Here is a 20,117-nt window from a genome sequence, read left to right on the forward strand (position 1 = left end):
TCAAGACACCTTGTTGTTGATAGCATTTAGATAGTAAGTTTTTTTTTCTTCGTCAGAATATTTTTTTGTGTCAAACGATTTTTCTTTACAACTTAAATAATATTCGTCTAAATCTTTAATTTTACGTGCAGGGACACCCGCATAAACGGCATTTGCTTCTAAATTTTTAGTAATAACTGAATTAGCCCCTACAACCACATTATTTTCAATAACAACTCCAGGGAGGATCAAACATCCAAACCCAAGATAGACATTATCACCAATCGTAATTTTATTTATAATATCCCAGTCTGGATGTTTATCCCTAAAAACCCATAGTCCACCATCATGTGTTTCAAAATGTACTTTAGTTGCTGAAACATGATTACCTATACTCACAAGATAAGGTTCTGAGCTAAAGGAAACATCAATTAACCTACAGTCATTCCCAACAGAAACTCCTATTTTCCTTGCCCATTTCACTTGGTCATTTTTACGTAAATATCTTATGTAAATTTTCTCAATAATTTTTTTTAGTAACATAATATCGAGCCTATTCATAAGTGGAAAGTATGCAACCTAATACATACTTTCCGAATAACAAAATTTAGTTTACAATTTTGTGATTATTTTCTATAAAGCACTATTCCAATCAGAAAGACAATCAAGAACTATCACCTCGTCTTTAGTGTCATTAATAATATGACACACCACAGCAGTTCCAATAAACCCGTCAGCACCAGTGACAATAATTTTCATGTTGTCCTTTAATCTATCTTAATGTTTTCACAAATGAAATGTCCAAATCGCTTATATAACTAATTAACAATATTAATTAAAATCCCAATACCTTTTATGCATACTAAGTTTTCTAACCAACTTAGCAGGTAACTTTTGATACTGTTGACCTAATTTATAGCCGACTATTTTCATAAAATTATTTATAAATGCCAAAGGCACCCATAAAGGCGCATTTTTAAGTAAAAATTGCAACTCTGACATAATGAATTTTTTTCCTTCACCCTCTGCACCTCCGAAATCACGTCTAATCCATGGCTCATTTCTATGAAATACACCAATATCAAAATATCTTTTGAACTCTTCAACAGGTGTATAGTTATGGGAATGTTGCACCATCGCACTTGATACATATGCAACCTTATAACCAGATTGAATTGCCTTTGCGGTATAGTACATATCTTCACATAATATTGTATTCGAGGGAAAACCATCTAGCTTACTAAAAACAGATAACCTATAGGCAGAAAATGAATTCGACATAAAAACTGTTTTCAAACCCATTTTAGGTATATTTTCCAATCCGCATACATAATTTTTTTCTGGGTAATTAAAATATCGTGCATGTGTTGCTAAAGGATTAGCATTTGAATGTGGCAGTTGTCGACCATATGCGCATGCAACCTGTTCATCTTCAAAAACCTCAATTATTTTTTCAATAAAACCAGACTGAGGTATCGAATCTTGGGTTAGAAAAATCACAATATCATATTCGTTAATAAAATTATTTACTGCTAAATTCCTTGTTCCACCATGATTAAAATTACTACTAGGAATCGTAACCACATCAAATAAAGCTTTATTTGCTATTTCAGCTGTATTATCTTTGCTACTTGAGTCGATAACATGAACAAAGATATCATCAGGTGCATATTTTTTAATATTATCTACAACTGACTGCCAAATTTCCCCACCATTATAAGTTGGTATTGCGACATAGTATCTCATATAAAACTCATTATTTAAAATAACATTTAATAGGCGCCATCTTTTTTTAGTACTACACCAACCGTCTTAAACAGAATAGCGATATCATTCCACATAGACCAATTTTTAACATACCAAGCATCAAGATAGACCCGAGTTTCATAATCGACATCGCTACGACCACTAACCTGCCATAATCCAGTCATGCCTGGCTTACTTAAAAGGTAATAATCGACCTCTTCATTATATCTTTCTAACTCTGCTGTAATGATTGGACGCGGCCCCACTAAACTCATTTCACCTTTCAGCACATTAAACAATTGAGGTAACTCATCCAAACTGGTTCGGCGAAGAAATGCACCAATTTTAGTAATTCGAGGGTCTTTTTTTAATTTAAATGTTGCATTCCACTCTACTCTGGCAGAGGGATCGTTCTCTAATAATTCTGCAAGTACTTCTTTTGAATTAATAACCATAGAACGGAACTTAAGGCATTTAAATGATTGCCCTCCTTTACCAATACGTTCATGCCCATAAATAGCTGGGCCGCCATCTTTTTTTACTTTTTGGCTTATATATAACAAAAGTGGTGATAATAAAATGATTATAGCTATAGACCCTACAATATCAAATAACCGCTTTAAAATACGCGATGACCACTTTGCCAGATTTTGCTGTACCCGAAAAATCATTACTTCATGACTAAATATAAATGACATATCTGTACTATCTAGAGGCATTCCACGTAATGTAGGTATAACAGAAATATAACGGTAGCCTTTGATCATAAAATTTCTCAGCCAAGTATTACGCATTTCACTCTGATTAGATTCTACCGCAACAATGAACTGCGTTTTTTTGTCTTTAGTCGCTAACCACCGTATATCATCAGGTAAGACATCTATATTTTCAATGCTCTTACCTGCAGATATACCACCTTCGCTAGCAATAAAGCCGACGATTTTTAACCCCAAGTTACGCTCACTGCTTATAGCTTTATAGGCTTCATAAGCATTTTCTCCACTTCCAATAATCCAAGTATCACGGTGCCAATAGCCGAAAGCGTTTAAAATACGCTTTGTTACCATACGAGATATCGGTACAAGAATCAGGATAAGAAGCCAAGTGAGTCCCCATAAATACCGCGAAAATGACCAATCAGTAAAAGCAATAACGGCAATTTCGATAATTGCAAAAATAACCAATGTTCTAAGTATTTCTTTTAATTCAAACCAAAAAGTTTTTCTATAAAAATAATGACGTAAACGCATTGAATACCAGCCTACGCAGCAAAAAGCTAATAACCAATGCAGAGCCACCCAGCCATTTATTTGAGCGAGAGATAAAATTTTATGATTCTGTTCAAGAGAAATCGATAATAACCCCATAGCTAGATATATAGATATAATAAAGCTAATAAAGTCGGATATAGCAAGTGTAACACTGACTATGAAACTTCTGCCGAGAAGTGTCATTCTAACCTCTCAATATTTATTATTTATTGTATATTATTTAATAGTTAACAGCTAACTTATGGATGATTTAATTCTAATATAGAGTAAGGAACGGAATATAAGAGCTCCGCCCCTTACTCATTTAATTATTTCTCTTTGTAGGAATAACCATAGTGTGTATAACCGTAACCATAATAGCTACTCGCTTTTTTCACTATCCCATTTAATATACAACCTTTAACTTGCACACCACTTTGTTCAAAACGTTTAAAACTAACCTCAAGCTCTTTAACTGTATTTTGCTCAAAACGAGCGACAAGCAGCGTTGTACCTACATAATGTCCAATAATTGCAGCATCCGTCACAGCTAAGATAGGTGGCGTATCAAGAATAACTATATCATAATTTTGACTGGCCCACGTCATTAACTCATTAAATCGTCTGTGCATTAATAATTCGGCTGGATTAGGGGGAGCTATACCTCGAGAGATATAATCAAATCCTGCAGCAGGCACAGTTTGAATTGCCCTAGAAATATCTATCTTTCCCGAGAGAATATCGGATAAACCATTTTCATTACTACGCTCAAATAATTTATGTGTATATCCTTTACGCATATCGGTATCAATAAATAAGACCCTACTCCCCGTCTGAGAAATTATAGCTGCGAGATTGGTACTGACAAAAGTTTTACCCGCATTAGGACTAGCACCGGAGATCATTAATACATTATTCCGCGCTTCAATCATAGCGAAGTGCAGACTAGTACGTAGCCCGCGAATCGCCTCAATAGCTAAATCGGCCGGATTTTCCAAAGCAAGGAAACTTTGGTATTCTGGCACATTTTTTTTGCGTAAGCCCGGTGCCTTGCTAGCTTTTTTGGCAAAGGTCTCGGACACTGGAATACTTGCATAGACATTAATGCCTATCTCTTCCAGTTGCTCAGGGTTTTCAATACCACGTCGCAAAAATACACGCAGTAAAACTAGGCCTACTGAGACTATTCCACCTAAAACAATCCCAACTAATATTATTATTATTTTTTTGGGTTTAACAGGTTTAGGTTGGGATATTGCATTATCGATAATTCTTACATTGCCTATAGCACTAGACTTAGCAATATTAAGCTCTTGTTGACGATTCAAAAGTTGCATATACACCGCCTGTCCTGAATCAACATCACGGCTTAACTGCAATATATCTTGCTGCGTTTTTGGCATTCCTGAAACACGTTGATTTAGCTTTGCCTTCTCCTCCTGCAAAGTCTTACGCTTCTCCATTAGTGCCTTGTAGGTAGGGTGCTCTTTCGTGTATAACTGCGAAATCTCCGATTCTCTAAATGTCAGCTCATTTAACTGATTATCAACATTGACTATCTGTTCCAGAACTGACTTTGCCTCTAAAGACAAATCGACTGAGTCTTTTTGTCTACGATACTGGTTAAGCTTATCTTCAGCAATGTCTAAATCATTACGCACTTTTGGTAATTGCTCGTTAAGGAACTCCAGACTCTTAGCGTCTTGTGCTGCCTGCCTAGCGACATTTTGTGCAAGATAATTGTTACTGATACTATTCAGAATATTCTCTAGTAAAATTGGGTCTGGACCAGTTAATGATAAGCTTAACATCCCCGTATCTTTACCTTGATCGGCAACTGAAAGTACCTCTTGTAAATCTGTAATTGCTTTCAACTTACTTACATAAGATATGCCAAATACTGAACCTGATTCCGCCTCGATATTATCAACTTTAAGAGAGATACCATTAGAGTCAAGCAAAACACCGACCTCACCTATCATCTCTATATCATTAAAAACAACGCTGTAGTGATTTTTATCCTTTACAGTTAGCTTCAACTTGGGAATATCCGAATCACTGTCTGATGGCAAATAAAGTCTACTTACAGTCAATTTACCCGGCTTATCACCTGTTAAACGTGCCCACCCTTTGCCCAATAATGGAAAATGGCTTTGCTCTATTCTTGCCTGCAGATTGAGATCATCAACTGTTTTCCCTAAGATCATGCGAGACTGTAATAGAGCTATTTCTGGTGCAGACTGGGGTTGGCTATCAGGTAACATCTGGCTTAAGCTATTTAAAATTGCATTTCCTTGTTTTTGCTCAACCTGTAAAAGCGCATCGGCCTGATAAATAGGGGTTGCAAATAATGCATAAAGAAGAGCAATTAGCGTAAAAAGAGATGTAACGGATATAATTAGCTTTCTATGATCAATAAGTTCTCCGACTAACCGACCTAAATCTATTTCATCCGTCTCTTTCTCGACAGTTCTGTTTTTAACTGATGACATGCAATGATTCCTGATAATTATGCGCCCAACTTCTCGACCCAACGTAATCCAGCCTGCTCTATCAACTGATATACTGAAGCAAATGCTTCATCACTTTTTCGATAAGGATCAGGGATTTCTTTGTGATTTAACCATTGACCGAATAACATAGTTTTCCCTCTAACTTCAGGAGCGATCCGTCCGATTTGTTCAAGATGAGATTTCTCCATAACTAAGATCAGATCATATTGCCTTCCAAGCGAAGAGGTAAATTGCCGACCTTTATGCCCTGATAATGAAATCCCGTGTTTTTCTGCAATTCGAATAGCGCTATCATCCGCACTATGTTCAACTAATGCACTGGTACCCGCTGAATCAATTTTCTTATTAGGTAATGCTCGCCGCAAAAAACGTTCGCCAAGTGGTGAACGACAAATGTTTCCCGTACAAACAACAAGAATAGAATCAAACATTATTGCATATCCTTGATAAATTTTACGGTTTCAGTCATATCGTGCACTCCACTAATAGTCGGAACTAACTGCGAAATGACACGGTTCCAACGGACCAGAGGTGCAGTAGTTACATAGACAATATCATAGGGTTGTAACTGAAATTCTGTTCCTAACACCATTGCGGATGCATCTTGAGCGTTCAATTGATAGATATTAGCAATCTTACCCTGTTTATCTCCCTGCAATTGGCGAATCACAAACACACCTGTAGCATCGCTGAAGGCTTGTGACATCCCTTCCGCATTGCCTAGTGCTTCAGCCAACGTCATACCACTGCGATCCATCTTCATGGTACTCTGTTTACCCACTTCCCCCATGACAAATACTTTCAGATCGTCATTACGTGGCACAAATAAAATATCGCCAGGATAAAGCATATAGTTCTGAGTTAGATCACCTTTCTGCATCAACGCATATAAAGAGATTTTAGTATCTTTACCATTATGCGTAAGCACCACATTACGCCAATCTGCATCGGCTTCTAACCCACCAGCTGCATTTATGGCATCCATAACGGTTAGCGGTATATTCGTAATTGGTTGCTGGCCTGACTTAGCAACTTCACCAGTGACATAAGCTTTCTGCGATCGAAACGCAGCAATACTAACATCAACTTGCGGACTTTCAATATAGGTAGTGAGACGATTCGCAATCTCTTGTCTCACTTGCGTTAGCGTTTTACCCGCGACCTGAACTTTACCAATATACGGATAGAAAATTGTCCCATCTGAGTTTACCCAGTTACCTGTATCACTCGCGCTACGATATTGACCAGCAGGTGTTGTTAACTCAGGGTGATCCCAAACAGTAACCATCAACACGTCGCCAACACCAATGCGATACTCATAGCTTTTTAGCAGGCTATCTAATTGTGGATTCGAACGGGCAATGACCGGCTCGGGACGGAGTTTATCTATCAGGCCGGGCGTCATGGGATAAACATTGACCAGCTTATCCAAATCATAATCACTATCAGGTAGTTCAACTACATTCTTACGAAGGCTATTCAGACCCTGGCCCGGCAGGATTGTACAGCCCGATAAAAACCCTATCGCTAATGCCAATGCAGAAAATCTAACAATTTTTTTCTTCATAATGTCACATCATCAGTAAACTAAAAGTGGCTCATTCCCAAACTACCGCGCGTTTCTATCTCTTCACAGACAGCTGAAGCCAGCACTAACGTATAGTCATCCGGCTTCCTGAATTCGCTATAGCCAGGCTATAAATTAAATGGTATTTCAATCCCGGCACTGGCACCGACGTCGTCGCTATCACTGTTATCAGCATCGGTGTACCAGAGGGAAGTATTCAAACGCACTGATTTATACACATCCCCGCTCCAGCCCAACTGAACTCCTTTCAGAGTATCCGATTGCGGGAAGGCTTTATTAATCGACTGACTTCTTGGATTGACCTTGGCATAGGCCAGGCGAGCGCTCCAACGTTGATTATCTTCTGTCACCAATTCAACCTTACCGGCATACAATTGACCATCTCCCCCCATTGCGTCACCCAGCGGATAACCCTGCTGGTAATACCCGTCGGTATAAATATGGTGGTTATAGCTGTAGTTCAGGCGGTCCATGTTGGATCGGGTGTCATGTGCTTCCACATACCAGTTGACGGCATCTTTCCCCCAACCGTGGTGCCCCTCAACTCCTCCCAGGAACATATTTGCAGAGGGAAGATATCCGGCCTCGTCTTCACCAATAAGTTGACCATAGAAACTAATCGGCCAACCAAGCGTAGGCTCTAGCTTAAATTTAAAATCAAAACCGGCTAGCTGGTTACCCGGTTCATTCGCTGTACCGGTGTTATCTTTACCCGTAAAACCATCCCAGAAGCTGCTAAACGACTCCGGTCTCCCCTCCCCGCCCCACTGCATAATGCGCGATGCGCCCAGTTCAAGGGACTGGAAAGGAGCAAACGTCAGACGCCCGCCGATAATTTTGGTATGCGGTACGGCGGTATATTGATTCATCTGGCTAGCGGAAATCTGATACTGCCATGGGCCAATCCAGCGCAGCCACCAGGTTTCCGGTGCGGCCTGTTCAGCACGCTGCATTAAAACGCCGGTCATTGGCCGCATCGCATCACCGCGGATCAGGCTGCCTTCATAACCCGGCCCCCACCACTGCGGCATCTGACCAAATGAGAGCCACTGGTTCCAGAACTTAACCGCACCATAGGCGCCGTTAGCATTAAAACGTGAACCGTTGCTGATGCGCTCGTCACCTTCAACGTTACCCTGCAGGTGCACATCCCACCATTCGCCGCTGTTATTAAAGGCTAATGATAAAGAGCTATCCGCAGGCTGGTTCTGACCAAAGCCCTGCGGCGTTCCGGGCTTATCCGTTGAGGTATAGCCGCTCACCCGAAAATCCGCTTTTAAAGAGTCGAGGCGCTGGTTGATTCGCGCCAGAACAACCTGTTCGGAAGAGTAAGAGGGTTTTGCCTTCTTAAGGGCCCGGTTAATCTCTTCCTGGCTCAGCGGCCAGGTCGACAGGCTGAGATGAATAACGCCTCGATCGGAGAGCCACGCCAGATCGTTGCGCAGTTCGTTGTCATTCATCACTAACCCGGAGGCATAGGCAAGTGAGCTGGCAGAAGTAAGCAGCCCTAATGCGAGTGCGATTCGCGCAATTTTTATCATTGTACAAGATCCATTTAAAGCCCCGTTTTCGCAAGCTGGCGCGACAAGGGGAACACTGATAGATGCAGCGCCCTCTGACGCCAACCTTTGCTATGTTTGGTCTACAGGTATTGGCCCGAGAAAACGAAAGCATGCCGATCGGAACGCCGTGCTAAAGCTCGTTTTCTACTCGCAGGCTACCTGCAGTACACAATGTATGCGAAATTGTTATTGAAGGCTATTCCATCGCACCTCATACCCGCAGTTTATCTGCCCGCCTCAAGACGAATACGTCCTGATTTGATGACAACTCGCTAGTATATACAGGTTGCGAGGAGAATCACCTGCATGGAGTCCACTTTAGGAATTTCTGTCGCATAAAATGAGATGTGATATAGAGAAAAGGCCTGGTCGCAGGTACGCTACCGCCCTTGGCTTAACAGCTACCAATGCACTGTACTTCTTTCCCTGTAAATTCGATCGTAGATTCCGATAAATCGGCGATTAATCCATCAAAGCAAACAATTTCGCGGCCATAAGTTTACGAGATTCTACCCTCAATTGGGAGCGTAATCTCACATTATCAGTTACGTTGCCAGCGCCACGAACCAATTGCCGATAACGCTATTGTTTTCTGCTCTTCACGTAAAAATGGAACCAGTACAAAGCAACTGAATAATCTCAACTTTATGATTTTATTGCTTTTTTCACCACAAAAAGTGTGTTGACTTAGCTTCAAGTTAATTATAGTTAGTCAACTACAAAAATTGATAGTAAAAAGAAGTATGCCACGCTGTTGTTATCATTAATAAATTCGATATTTAGCCAGAAAACTTATTTAGGAAACATCCTGGCTGATTATCATTGCGCTAATTATTGCGCAGAATGACCCATCACAAATTTATTTCATGGATATGAAATATCGCCGCTACTGACACTTTCATCATAAATTTCATATTGCATACAATGTGAACACGACATGATTCTTTCTGAATCCTTCATCTTTTCCACGTTTGTCTGAATCAGTAAAATCGCTTATGCAGATCGGCTCGGGTAAAAGGTTTTTCCAGTGGGCCAATCTTCACCGCAATCTCGTTCAGCAAAGATTGGGTTGGCGCCTTCGCCCCCGTATTCAGCAGAAGCGCCGGGATAATCACCATGCTCGCCAGACTGCCAAAGGATAACCGCGCTGTATGAGTGGCGCGAACGCGTGACTGTAGCAGCAGAAAAATTGCGCTGCCTGCGGCTCCCAGCAGTAAGCCGGCAATGACTTCAGAAGTTGAATGTGCGTGGACCATCAGTCGGGAGTAGCCAACCAGTCCGGCCAGAGCATAACCCACTATGACAGCAGTAAAACGAAGAGCTGGTGTAGCACGCGCGCACAGCAGCCATAAGAGGATTGGCCAGAAAGCTGAAGATAATGCGGTGTGCCCGCTAAAGCCAGTGAAGTCCAGCTCGCGAATCCCAATACCCCAACCCATAAATGCCAGTTTTGATGCGCAGACAATTGCGCCGGTTATGCCAAACAGCAGCGCCCAGTGCCAGGCCAGCTGCTTTGAATCTTTTCGCAGAAAAAGCACGATAAACAATACTGCCGCACTGGGTAACAGTACGGTGCTATCGCCAAAAAAAGTGACAACCTGCCAGTTCATTTATCTTTCATCCTTTGACGATCTCTCCAGTTCGCAACGCCTTTCCCGCGACATTTGTGTGGGCATATGCAATCGTTAAGTTCACATTAATATGCACACGCTACCGTTGTTTAATGCGCAAACATGATCTCAGTCAAGTTTTATTTTCATGTTACACCTTGACTAAGGGCTGCTTACTTAAGAAAAATCTTAGTAAGTAATTATCAGCAAAGAGTAAATTTTGCTTGTCTGACCATTTCATCATGCTACGTCTTATTCGACTACCAGAAGTCTCCGAACATTTGCTGCGTTCAAAAGCGATACACTATAACAATAAAATCAGCTAACTCATTGTATTTATAGGGCTATTAACCAGTTCTACGCGCAGTATCTGATATTGTGAATTTGACGTTGTGAACGGCCTCGAATCCTCTTTTCGTCATCAGATAATTCGAACCGTTCACTCTCACGCGCTAATAAGCACTGACGCGAAAACTACGCCAGCAGCTTCTTAATACTCTCGCGGAATTTTGCCCCTTCTTTATGGTTACGCAGCCCGTAGCTTACAAAAGCCTGCATATAGCCCATTTTTTTACCGCAGTCATAGCTGTCGCCAGTCATTAACATCGCATCGACCGACTGTTTTTTCGCCAGCTCGGCGATGGCATCCGTTAACTGGATACGTCCCCAGGCGCCCGGCTCGGTACGCTCCAGTTCAGCCCATACATCGGCAGAGAGGACATAGCGCCCTACCGCCATCAGGTCGGAATCCAGGGTTTGCGGTTCATCAGGTTTTTCGATGAACTCCACGATACGGGCAACCTGCCCCGCCGATTCAAGAGCGTCCTTAGTCTGGATAACGGAATACTCGGAGAGATCGCCTTCCATCCGTTTGGCCAGTACCTGGCTACGACCCGTTTCATTGAAACGCGCCACCATCGCGGCAAGGTTATAGCGCAGAGGGTCGGCGCTGGCGTCGTCCAGAATGATATCCGGGAGCACCACCACAAACGGGTTATCGCCAATCAGCGGGCGCGCGCACAAAATGGAGTGACCTAAGCCCAGCTGCTGTCCCTGACGCACGTTCATGATCGTTACGCCAGGAGGACAGATAGCCTGCACCTCCGCCAGAAGCTGACGTTTTACGCGTTGTTCAAGCAATGCTTCCAGTTCGTAGGAGGTGTCGAAATGGTTTTCTACGGCATTCTTGGATGAATGCGTCACCAGCACGATTTCCTTGATACCCGCAGCTACAATTTCATCAACAATGTACTGCACCATTGGCTTGTCGACGATCGGCAACATCTCTTTCGGAATGGCCTTGGTGGCGGGCAACATATGCATCCCTAATCCTGCTACCGGTATAACTGCTTTCAAACTCACCATTTTCATATCCACCCGTATGGTTATAAACCTTTTGATCCTGTCAGTTTGTATGTATCACTGGCATTTATCAGTGATGATACACGCTTGATACCTGCCATTCTGTCCGTCAAATTCTGAAATTACACGCTGAATTTAAGAATACACGCAAAGTCTACATACCAATAGACAGTTTTAAGAAAATTCTTATACGCATACTTTCTAAAGAATTTCCATTTAATTACAATGAGTTACTCACCAGCAGCACCTTATTTTATTCATAAGGTAGCGTAATGACGCTCATCGCTTCTCCATCATTTTTCTTTTAATACCTTGTAATCTTTCATCATGAATTGACACAGAACAAGTGACTGCAAAAAAATAAAAATCCAGCCCAAATAATCAATTATATTGATAATAAAATTATTTAACGTACAAAAGCGCCTGAATTGCAGCCAATTACCCGTCACGCTTGACTTCACGGTCAGCAATGATATTGCTGAAAAAAACGACGGGCAGCCCGCTGACTTAAACCCTCTTCGCTGCTGTTTTTACCGCTCGCCATCACATATAACGCTCATTACATCGTCCTGCAAAAATTGATCTACGGCAAGCCACGACATTAAGTAGTATAAAAATCCAAATTCAAGAAAATCGTTGATATATACATCAAATCTATTGATTGACTCTTGCGTTATCTAAGTAACGTATCCGCCTTCTGCTGCAGAGCAGCATGGTCCTTCACCGCTCGGGTGACATCTGTCTTAACAATCGAGCGTACCGCCTCCGCCCGTATCGCTGAAATTTCGCGCGTTAATTAATAAGTACCATCCCATAAGCGCATTGTGGAAAGGTTATATCCTGCACAACTGACTCTTTTATTTGCTGGTTTATTGGGAAGCGGGTTCGGGGCTGAGCTAATTAACAGCAGAAAATATTGCATTTTATCTATAGCTTATCCATGATCGATTCATGGCACTCTTAGGTTGTAAAGGTTTTAACTGAATATGGAATGGATTGCCGACCCCTCGATTTGGGCCGGGCTCATTACGCTTGTCGTTATTGAGCTGGTACTCGGTATTGATAATCTGGTTTTTATTGCCATTCTCGCGGAAAAACTTCCCCCCGCGCAGCGAGACCGGGCCCGCGTCACCGGTCTGCTACTCGCAATGGTGATGCGCCTGCTGCTGCTGGCTTCGATCTCCTGGCTGGTCACGCTAACCAAACCGCTCATGACCTGGCACGATCTGAGCTTTAGCGCCCGCGATCTGATTATGCTGTTTGGCGGATTATTCCTCCTCTTCAAAGCCACCGTTGAACTTAACGAACGGCTGGAAGGGAAAGATAGCGATAACCCGACCCAGCGCAAAGGCGCCAGGTTCTGGGGGGTGGTAGCGCAAATCGTGGTGCTTGATGCCATCTTCTCTCTCGACTCGGTGATAACCGCGGTCGGCATGGTTGACCACCTGGCGGTCATGATGGCTGCGGTGATTATTGCCATTAGCCTGATGCTGATGGCCAGTAAAGCCCTCACCCGCTTTGTTAACAGCCATCCGACCATCGTTATTCTCTGTCTGAGCTTCCTGCTGATGATCGGCTTTAGCCTGATTGCCGAAGGCTTTGGTTTCCCTATTCCTAAAGGCTACCTGTACGCGGCTATCGGCTTCTCGGTCATGATTGAATCCTTCAACCAGCTGGCGATTTTTAACCGCCATCGCTTTCTCTCGGCCAACCTGACCCTACGCCAGCGAACCACCGAAGCGGTGATGAATCTGTTGAGCGGGCGCAAAGACAGTAGCGAACTGGATAGCGAGACCGCCTCGCTGGTTGCCGATCGCGACGATAACCCACTCTTCAATCCGCAAGAGCGGCGGATGATTGAGCGGGTACTGAATCTCAATCAGCGTACCGTCAGCAGCATCATGACCTCGCGTCATGACATTGAACATATTGATCTCAGCGCGCCGGAAGAGGAGATTCGCGCCTTACTCGACAAAAATCAGCATACCCGCCTCGTGGTTACCGGCGGCGATGATGACGAGGATATGCTTGGCGTCGTGCACGTGATCGATCTTCTGCAGCAATCATTACGTCATGAACCGCTCAATCTGCAGGTTCTGATTCGTCAGCCGCTGGTGTTCCCGGAAACGCTGCCGCTGCTTCCTGCGCTGGAGCAGTTCCGCAGAGCCAGAACCCACTTCGCCTTTGTGGTCGATGAATTTGGCTCCGTAGAGGGGATTGTGACGCTCAGCGACGTCATGGAGACCATCGCCGGAAATCTGCCTAATGAAGCAGAAGAGATCGATGCCCGTCACGATATTCACAAAAACGGCGACGGGAGCTGGACGGTCAACGGGCATATGCCGCTGGAAGACCTGGTCCAGTCCGTTCCTCTGCCGCTGGATGAGAAACGTGAATACCATACGGTTGCCGGTCTGCTGATGGAGTACCTGCAGCATGTGCCGCAGGAAGGTGAAGAAGTGAAACTTGACGGCTACGTGCTGCGCACGCTGCAGGTGGACAGCCATCGGGTACAAAAAGTACTGATAGTGCCGCCGGCGCAGTATGAAGATGAACTGGACTATGAAGTGTGATGCTCTCTTCGATGAAGCATCAAAAGCCGGACGCAGGCGGGTTAATCGATTTTTAAGGGTCTGCTAATCTTTCTGCCGGGTAGTGGCTATCGCCTTACCCGGCCGACAAAACCTAAATTCTCAACACATCCCTCGTTAGCCGTAGGCCCGCGCAGGCGAAGCGCCGCCGGCAATTCCAGAGGAATGCGCATTGCCGGCAATCTTAGCACGATGCGCTTCTTCTGCTTTTCCTGGCTAACTTATAGTTTGTCGAGCAGCTTCTTCACATCCTTGCCGTCCTGGGTGTTTTTATTGCGTTCAGCCCATTCGCTAAGCCGTTTCCTGGCTTCATCCTGCAGCTGCTTGCGGAGTATCTGGTCAACCTGCAGGCTGTAGCTCAGCGTCTGCCAGTTACCATAAATTCGCAAAGGGATCGCCGTCTGCTTGAGCCTGTCGATGAGCTTACTTTCGCCCTTCCAGCCGCCCAGTACCCGGACGTTGAAGAGCATATCACAATCTTCTTTCAGCAGGTTGAGCTCACCCTGACCGGTCAGCGCCATCATGTCAGATTGGCCCTGCATATGCGTCAAGGTGACCAGCCCATTATTCAGCGCAAACTCGGTGCTGACAGAATCCAGTCGGGTCGCATTGTCGTAATTTTCCTGCGCCTGAACGTTAGTGCTGCGCTCGACGGCCTGCTGTACCAGCTGCTGGAAGTTGAGCCCTTCAGTGCGCGTATCAGTGAGCTGCGTTACCGCCTGCCCCTGCCAGCTGCGGCGGAACTCGTCGGCATCAATCTTGCCGCCGGAGAACTCGCCGGTCAGCGAGAGCTTGCCGGTGAGGTTTATCGAATAATTAAACGCTTTCAGAATCGAGCCGATCTCGACGTTGTCGAGTTGCGGCTGGAAAGAGGCATGCGGCGTTGCGCCCCGCGCGTCGAGCGAGCCGGGGAGCGAGAGTCGTCCACCGTCCAGGCTCCCCTGCATCTGATGAATCGTCAGCAGCCCCTGCTGGTTGCTGATTTCACTTTTCACCTGGGTAAAGTGCATTCCCCGCCACTGCAGCTGGTCAGCCGTCAGGTTCAGCCGGGCGTTAAAACCGCGCAGGGCGTTGTAATCCTGCTGAATATCGTTATCCGCAATAACCGGGCGTAGCTGTCTGTTCTGGCTTTGCCCCTGCTGGTTAACGCTATTATCGCCAGAGGCGGAGGCATGAGAAAGCAGGCTATCGAGGTTGAGCGTGCCCGCCTGAAGGTTCAGCGTCCAGTCAGGTTGGTCGCCCAGCACAACGCTGCCGTTGCCGGCAATGGTGCTGCCGTTAGCCGTTAAGTTCAGCCCATCGAAGCTGAGCTTTTTCGCATCCTCGACCCAACTGGCCTGCATGCTGGCCTGGCCGCTAATCCCTTCGGGGGGAAGCTCCGCGCCGCGAAGCTGCCAGTTCAGTTGTGAAATATCCGCCTTCAGAGAATGAGGATAATCACCGCCCTGCACCTGGGCGGAGAAGGAAAGCGCCAGATCGCGCTGATCGCGGTTCACCCGGCCAGAGAAATCGACCGTGGCGCGATGGCTGCTGTCCTGCTCCATCTGCAAACGGATATCGCGCACCGTAACCTGCTCGCCATCTTCATGCTGAAAAAAGAGCACGCTATCGGCAATCTGTAGCTTCTGGACATCATACGACCAGCCGCGATCCTCCGGCACCTGAGGCAGCGTGTTGTCGTGCGGGACGACCGGAGCCCCCTTGCTACGCACGGCTTCGGTTTTGGAGGTCAGCTGGATCACCGCGCCCTTTAACATCACCTGCTTGACCTGCAGCTGATGGGAGATCAGCGGCAGCAGCCCGACGTCAAGGCGCATATTATCCGCGCGAATAACGGGTTCTTCAGCACCCGGCGCGGTCAGGGTCATGCGGCCTGAGAGAATGCTGAGCTGCGGCCAGACGTGCCAGCGCAGCGGCCCATTGAGCTCGAGCTGATAGCCGCTACGATCCGCCACCTCTTTAACCATATAGGCGCGAAAATCGTTGGGGTTGACCAGCAATACCAGCGCGGTAAGACCGGCGACAACTACCGCCAGTAAGATCATCAGCGTGGTCAGAATTCGTCTCATGGCATCCTCAGCAAACCGCTAAAATTATCAATCCTTGTCGATTCGACTCGCTACCGCGCCCTGCTGGTCGCGATATTTCGCATCTTCGCGGCGATTATAAGGCCGCATCGCCGGCCCGGATAACGGCTCAAAACTTAACGCGCCGATCAGCATCCCCGGACGCAGCGCCAGCGGCAGCTTACCCGAATTATAGAATTCCAGTACGATGCAGCCGGACCAGCCCGGATCGATGCGGTGCGCGGTGACGTGCACCATCAGGCCCAGACGCGCCAGCGAAGAGCGGCCATCCAGCCAGCCGACGAGATCCGGCGGCAGGGTGACCGATTCAAAGGTCACCGCCAGCGCCAGCTCGCCCGGATGCAGGAAGAACGCTTCACCATCCGGCAGAACAATCTCTTCGCTCATCACGCGATCCAGCGCCGCGCTGACTTCCGCTTTAGGCCCGCTCAGGTCAATAAAGCCCGCCGTGTGCCCGCGGAAAGTCCGAAACTTATTTCCCAGCCGAACATCGACCGTCGCGCCGTTAATGCGCTCAACGGGCGGGCGCGGATTAATGGCCAGACGCCCCTCATCCAACCAGGCTTCTATATCTCGGTCGCACAGACGCATGAACGTTCTCCTTTAAGGCATTGCGCCCCTACGCCTTCCGGGGATAAGGGCAAATTGGCTTCTCTTTGCACGTTACACAATTCGTTCGTGTTATTCAAAGAACTGACTGATTTTGGCCTTCAATATATCGATGGCGATACGGTTCTTACCGCCGCGAGGCACGATAATATCGGCATACTGTTTGGAAGGGTCGATAAACTGCAGGAACATCGGGCGCACCGTTTTCTGGTACTGCGCCATTACCGAATCCATCGAACGCCCACGCTCGTTAACGTCTCGCTTGATGCGCCGCATCAGGCAGATATCCAGCGGGGTGTCGACAAAAATGGAGAAGCTGAGTTCGTTGCGCAGGCGGGCGTCGGTCAGCAGCAGAATCCCTTCGAGAATGATGACTTTCTTCGGTTCAATATGAATGGTTTCCGGCATACGGGTATGCTCAACGTAGCTATACACCGGCAACTCTATCGGCTGGCCGCTTCTCAGCATCTGCAAATGCTGAAACAGCAGACTATGATCCATGGAGCTTGGGTGGTCATAGTTGGTTTTTACACGCTCTTCCATCGACAGATGACCTTGATCCTTGTAATAGCTGTCTTCCGGAATAACGCCGATATGTTCATCGCCGACCTGTTCACGTAATTCACGATATAGCGTACTGGCGATAAGGCTTTTGCCCGAAGCCGATGCGCCGGCGATGCCTATAATGACGCACTGATGAGACGTATCAGTCATAAATTTTTGCGACCTGATTAACCTGGGAATGTAGGAAGGGTGGCGGTTGACCGCCAAACGCCGCAATTATAGGGATTTCAGCGCGTCGATACCAGTGCTAAGCGCCTCCCGGGTCTATTCCTCCTCCGGCGACCAGCCTTGCGTATACCAGATATGCAGTAAAGCGTAGGAGCGCCAGGGGTGCCAGCGGCTGGCATAGCGCGCAATCCGCGCCGGCGTCATGCCGGGAAAACGCTGTTTAATCAGATAATCATCCGCCAGGAAGATATCCGGCGCCTGCCAGCCGCGCAGCGCGAAATAGTTCGCCGTCCAGCGGCCTATCCCGGGCAGCGTCTGCAGCTGCTTTATTCCGGCGTCGATATTCTCCGGCGCGAAGAGGGGGAGATCGCCGCGGATAGCCGCCTGCGCCAGGTGGATCAGCGCCTCCGCGCGCCGCAGGGGCATGCCCAGCGCCTTTAGCGCCAGCGGATCGGCCTGCGCCAGCCGCTGCGCGCTCGGGAAGAGATAAAAGCCCGGCGCGTCGGTCAACGGTTCCCCGAAGGCGGCCACCACTTTCCCGGTGAGCTTTGCCGCCATGGCCACGCTCACCAGCTGGCCGAGCACCGCACGTACCGCTTGTTCAAACGCATCCAGGGAGCCCGGCAGACGAAGCCCCGGCCTTGGCAGCGCAAGGCTTCCCAGCGTCAGGGCAATCTGCTGCGGGTCGCAGGACAAATCAAATAAACGCGCAACCCGCGCCAGGCACGCCTCCGCGACCGGCTGCAGCCCGGCGGAAAGCGTCACCCGCATGCCCTGCGCGGCGTCATCCGGCGTCACCGTGATGAGTCCAGCGTGGCCATTCAGGGCGAAGCTGCGGCAATAGCTGTCGCCGACAAAAGTTTCAATTCCCTGCACCGTACGCGCGCCAAGAAAATGAAACATCCATTGCCAGTCGTAGAGGGAATGCCAGGGTAGCAGCGTCATCATTTCTCCTTTTTTAGCGCTTCAATCATAGCGGCTCCGCGCCGCCTGCGCCTTGCTTTTAAATTCCAGTTGTCGCAGTGCCGTCAATCCGCTAAAGTCGCCCCCCTTCTTCACCGGCATGGGGATTTTGCAGGCTATGTTTATTGGTTTTGACTACGGTACCGCTAACTGTTCAGTGGCGGTGATGCGCGACAATACGCCGCAGCTGCTGACGCTGGAAAACGGCAGTTCACTACTGCCATCAATGCTTTGCGCGCCGACCCGCGAAGCGGTCAGCGAGTGGCTCTATCGCCACCACGACGTCCCGCCCAACGGTGATGAAAACCAGGCGCTGCTGCGTCGCGCGATAAGCTTCAACCGCGATGAAGATATCGACGTACTCGGCAACAGCGTGCAGTTTGGTCTCGCTTCGCTGCATCAGTACGTTGAAGATCCGCAAGAAGTCTACTTTGTAAAGTCGCCGAAATCGTTTCTCGGCGCCAGCGGGCTTAAGCCGCAGCAGGTAGCGCTGTTTGAAGACTTAGTATGCGCCATGATGCTGCATATCAAACTCCAGGCGCAAACGCAGCTGCCGGAAACCATCGATCAGGCGGTTATCGGCCGCCCGATTAACTTCCAGGGACTGGGCGGCGATGATGCCAACGCCCAGGCGCAGGGCATTCTCGAACGTGCGGCAAAGCGCGCGGGCTTTCGCGACGTCGTGTTTCAGTTTGAGCCGGTCGCCGCCGGTCTGGATTTCGAAGCGACGCTGAGCGAAGAAAAACGCGTGCTGGTCGTTGATATCGGCGGCGGTACCACCGACTGTTCGCTGCTGTTGATGGGGCCACAGTGGCGAGAAAAAGCCGATCGCCAGCAAAGCCTCCTCGGCCACAGCGGCTGCCGCGTCGGCGGTAACGACCTGGATATCGCCCTGGCCTTTAAATGCCTGATGCCGCTGCTGGGGATGGGCGGCGATACCGAAAAAGGCATCGCGCTGCCGATTCTGCCGTGGTGGAATGCGGTGGCAATTAACGACGTGCCGGCGCAGACCGACTTTTACAGCGCCGCCAACGGTCGCCTGCTTAACGATTTGCTACGCAGCGCCCGAGACAGCGAAAAAGTCGCGCTGCTGCTGAAGGTCTGGCGTCAGCGTCTGAGCTATCGCCTGGTGCGCAGCGCGGAAGAGAGCAAAATCGCCCTTTCCGCGCAGCCGAGCGTCACCGCGGGGCTACCGTTTATTAGCGACGAGCTGGCGACAGCCATCAGCCAGCAGGGTCTGGAAGCTGCGCTGGATCAGCCGCTGGCCCGGATCATGGAGCAGGTTCAGCTGGCGCTGGATAACAGTAATGAAAAACCGGACGTGATTTACCTGACCGGCGGCAGCGCTCGCTCGCCGTTGATTAAAAAAGCGCTGGCGGCGCACCTGCCGGGTATTCCGGTTGCCGGAGGCGATGATTTTGGCTCGGTTACCGCCGGGCTGGCCCGCTGGGCGCAGGTGATGTTTCGTTAAACATCCGCTGCGTTCCCGCACCACAGAACGCAGTGAATTTGTAGCCCGGCGCAG

The 20,117-nt window shown here is 47.6% G+C and carries 16 protein-coding genes; 2 read left to right on the forward strand and 14 right to left on the reverse strand.

The features are described 5' to 3' along the window. The 10 genes from ABLU96_RS16820 to galF all read right to left on the reverse strand — a co-directional run bounded on the left by ABLU96_RS16820 (position 1) and on the right by galF (position 11,619). Positions 1-522 carry an acyltransferase gene (locus ABLU96_RS16820; RefSeq protein ID WP_064404617.1) on the reverse strand — a complete coding sequence of 174 codons (522 nt, stop codon included), beginning with the start codon at positions 520-522 and terminating at the stop codon, positions 1-3. A 90-nt stretch (positions 523-612) separates the two neighbouring features. Then, positions 613-738, reverse strand: coding sequence for a hypothetical protein (locus ABLU96_RS16825; protein ID WP_256565268.1), 126 nt, complete (start codon positions 736-738; stop codon positions 613-615). 72 nt (positions 739-810) lie between these two features. Further along, positions 811-1,725: a glycosyltransferase family 2 protein gene (locus tag ABLU96_RS16830; protein WP_064404545.1), complete on the reverse strand. Its 915-nt coding sequence runs from the start codon at positions 1,723-1,725 to the stop codon at positions 811-813. A gap of 26 nt (positions 1,726-1,751) precedes the next feature. After that, positions 1,752-3,179 carry an undecaprenyl-phosphate galactose phosphotransferase WbaP gene (gene wbaP, locus ABLU96_RS16835; RefSeq protein WP_064404543.1) on the reverse strand — a complete coding sequence of 476 codons (1,428 nt, stop codon included), beginning with the start codon at positions 3,177-3,179 and terminating at the stop codon, positions 1,752-1,754. Positions 3,180-3,304: 125 nt separating this feature from the next. Further along, positions 3,305-5,467 carry a polysaccharide biosynthesis tyrosine autokinase gene (locus tag ABLU96_RS16840; RefSeq protein ID WP_064404541.1) on the reverse strand — a complete coding sequence of 721 codons (2,163 nt, stop codon included), beginning with the start codon at positions 5,465-5,467 and terminating at the stop codon, positions 3,305-3,307. 17 nt (positions 5,468-5,484) lie between these two features. Continuing rightward, positions 5,485-5,919, reverse strand: coding sequence for a protein tyrosine phosphatase (locus tag ABLU96_RS16845; protein WP_064404540.1), 435 nt, complete (start codon positions 5,917-5,919; stop codon positions 5,485-5,487). Next, entirely contained in the window at positions 5,919-7,055 is a 1,137-nt protein-coding gene (locus ABLU96_RS16850; protein WP_064404538.1) for a polysaccharide export protein, read from the reverse strand. The genes ABLU96_RS16845 and ABLU96_RS16850 overlap by 1 nt, the downstream gene beginning before the upstream one ends. A 128-nt stretch (positions 7,056-7,183) precedes the next feature. Further along, the gene (locus tag ABLU96_RS16855; RefSeq protein WP_064404536.1) at positions 7,184-8,617 is read right to left on the reverse strand and encodes a capsule assembly Wzi family protein; all 1,434 of its coding nucleotides are present in this window, start codon (positions 8,615-8,617) and stop codon (positions 7,184-7,186) included. 1,001 nt (positions 8,618-9,618) lie between these two features. Then, positions 9,619-10,248 carry a phosphatase PAP2 family protein gene (locus ABLU96_RS16860; protein ID WP_016946204.1) on the reverse strand — a complete coding sequence of 210 codons (630 nt, stop codon included), beginning with the start codon at positions 10,246-10,248 and terminating at the stop codon, positions 9,619-9,621. A gap of 474 nt (positions 10,249-10,722) precedes the next feature. After that, positions 10,723-11,619 carry a UTP--glucose-1-phosphate uridylyltransferase GalF gene (galF, locus tag ABLU96_RS16865; RefSeq protein WP_016946203.1) on the reverse strand — a complete coding sequence of 299 codons (897 nt, stop codon included), beginning with the start codon at positions 11,617-11,619 and terminating at the stop codon, positions 10,723-10,725. Between the two features lie 977 nt (positions 11,620-12,596). On the opposite strand from galF, the gene ABLU96_RS16870 reads away from it, so the two are divergent. Then, positions 12,597-14,183, forward strand: coding sequence for a TerC family protein (locus tag ABLU96_RS16870; protein WP_064404534.1), 1,587 nt, complete (start codon positions 12,597-12,599; stop codon positions 14,181-14,183). 239 nt (positions 14,184-14,422) lie between these two features. Here ABLU96_RS16870 and asmA read toward each other — a convergent pair whose 3' ends face one another. The 4 genes from asmA to alkA form a co-directional block, all read right to left on the reverse strand. Next, positions 14,423-16,270 (reverse strand): outer membrane assembly protein AsmA, encoded by a 1,848-nt coding sequence (gene asmA, locus ABLU96_RS16875; RefSeq protein ID WP_014230076.1) that lies wholly within the window; start codon positions 16,268-16,270, stop codon positions 14,423-14,425. Between the two features lie 27 nt (positions 16,271-16,297). Then, positions 16,298-16,879 (reverse strand): dCTP deaminase, encoded by a 582-nt coding sequence (gene dcd, locus ABLU96_RS16880; RefSeq protein WP_004852489.1) that lies wholly within the window; start codon positions 16,877-16,879, stop codon positions 16,298-16,300. A gap of 90 nt (positions 16,880-16,969) precedes the next feature. Further along, the gene (gene udk / locus ABLU96_RS16885) at positions 16,970-17,611 is read right to left on the reverse strand and encodes a uridine kinase (protein ID WP_004122537.1); all 642 of its coding nucleotides are present in this window, start codon (positions 17,609-17,611) and stop codon (positions 16,970-16,972) included. Between the two features lie 114 nt (positions 17,612-17,725). Continuing rightward, on the reverse strand, positions 17,726-18,574 hold the full coding sequence (alkA, locus tag ABLU96_RS16890) for a DNA-3-methyladenine glycosylase 2 (RefSeq protein WP_064404532.1): 849 nt from the start codon (positions 18,572-18,574) through the stop codon (positions 17,726-17,728). Positions 18,575-18,710: 136 nt separating this feature from the next. Between alkA and yegD the strand changes: the two genes are divergently transcribed. Further along, positions 18,711-20,063 carry a molecular chaperone gene (yegD, locus tag ABLU96_RS16895; protein ID WP_064404530.1) on the forward strand — a complete coding sequence of 451 codons (1,353 nt, stop codon included), beginning with the start codon at positions 18,711-18,713 and terminating at the stop codon, positions 20,061-20,063. Positions 20,064-20,117 lie beyond the last annotated feature (54 nt).

The sequence above is a fragment of the Klebsiella sp. CN_Kp106 genome (assembly GCF_040064575.1).
In the GTDB taxonomy this organism is placed as follows: domain Bacteria; phylum Pseudomonadota; class Gammaproteobacteria; order Enterobacterales; family Enterobacteriaceae; genus Klebsiella; species Klebsiella michiganensis.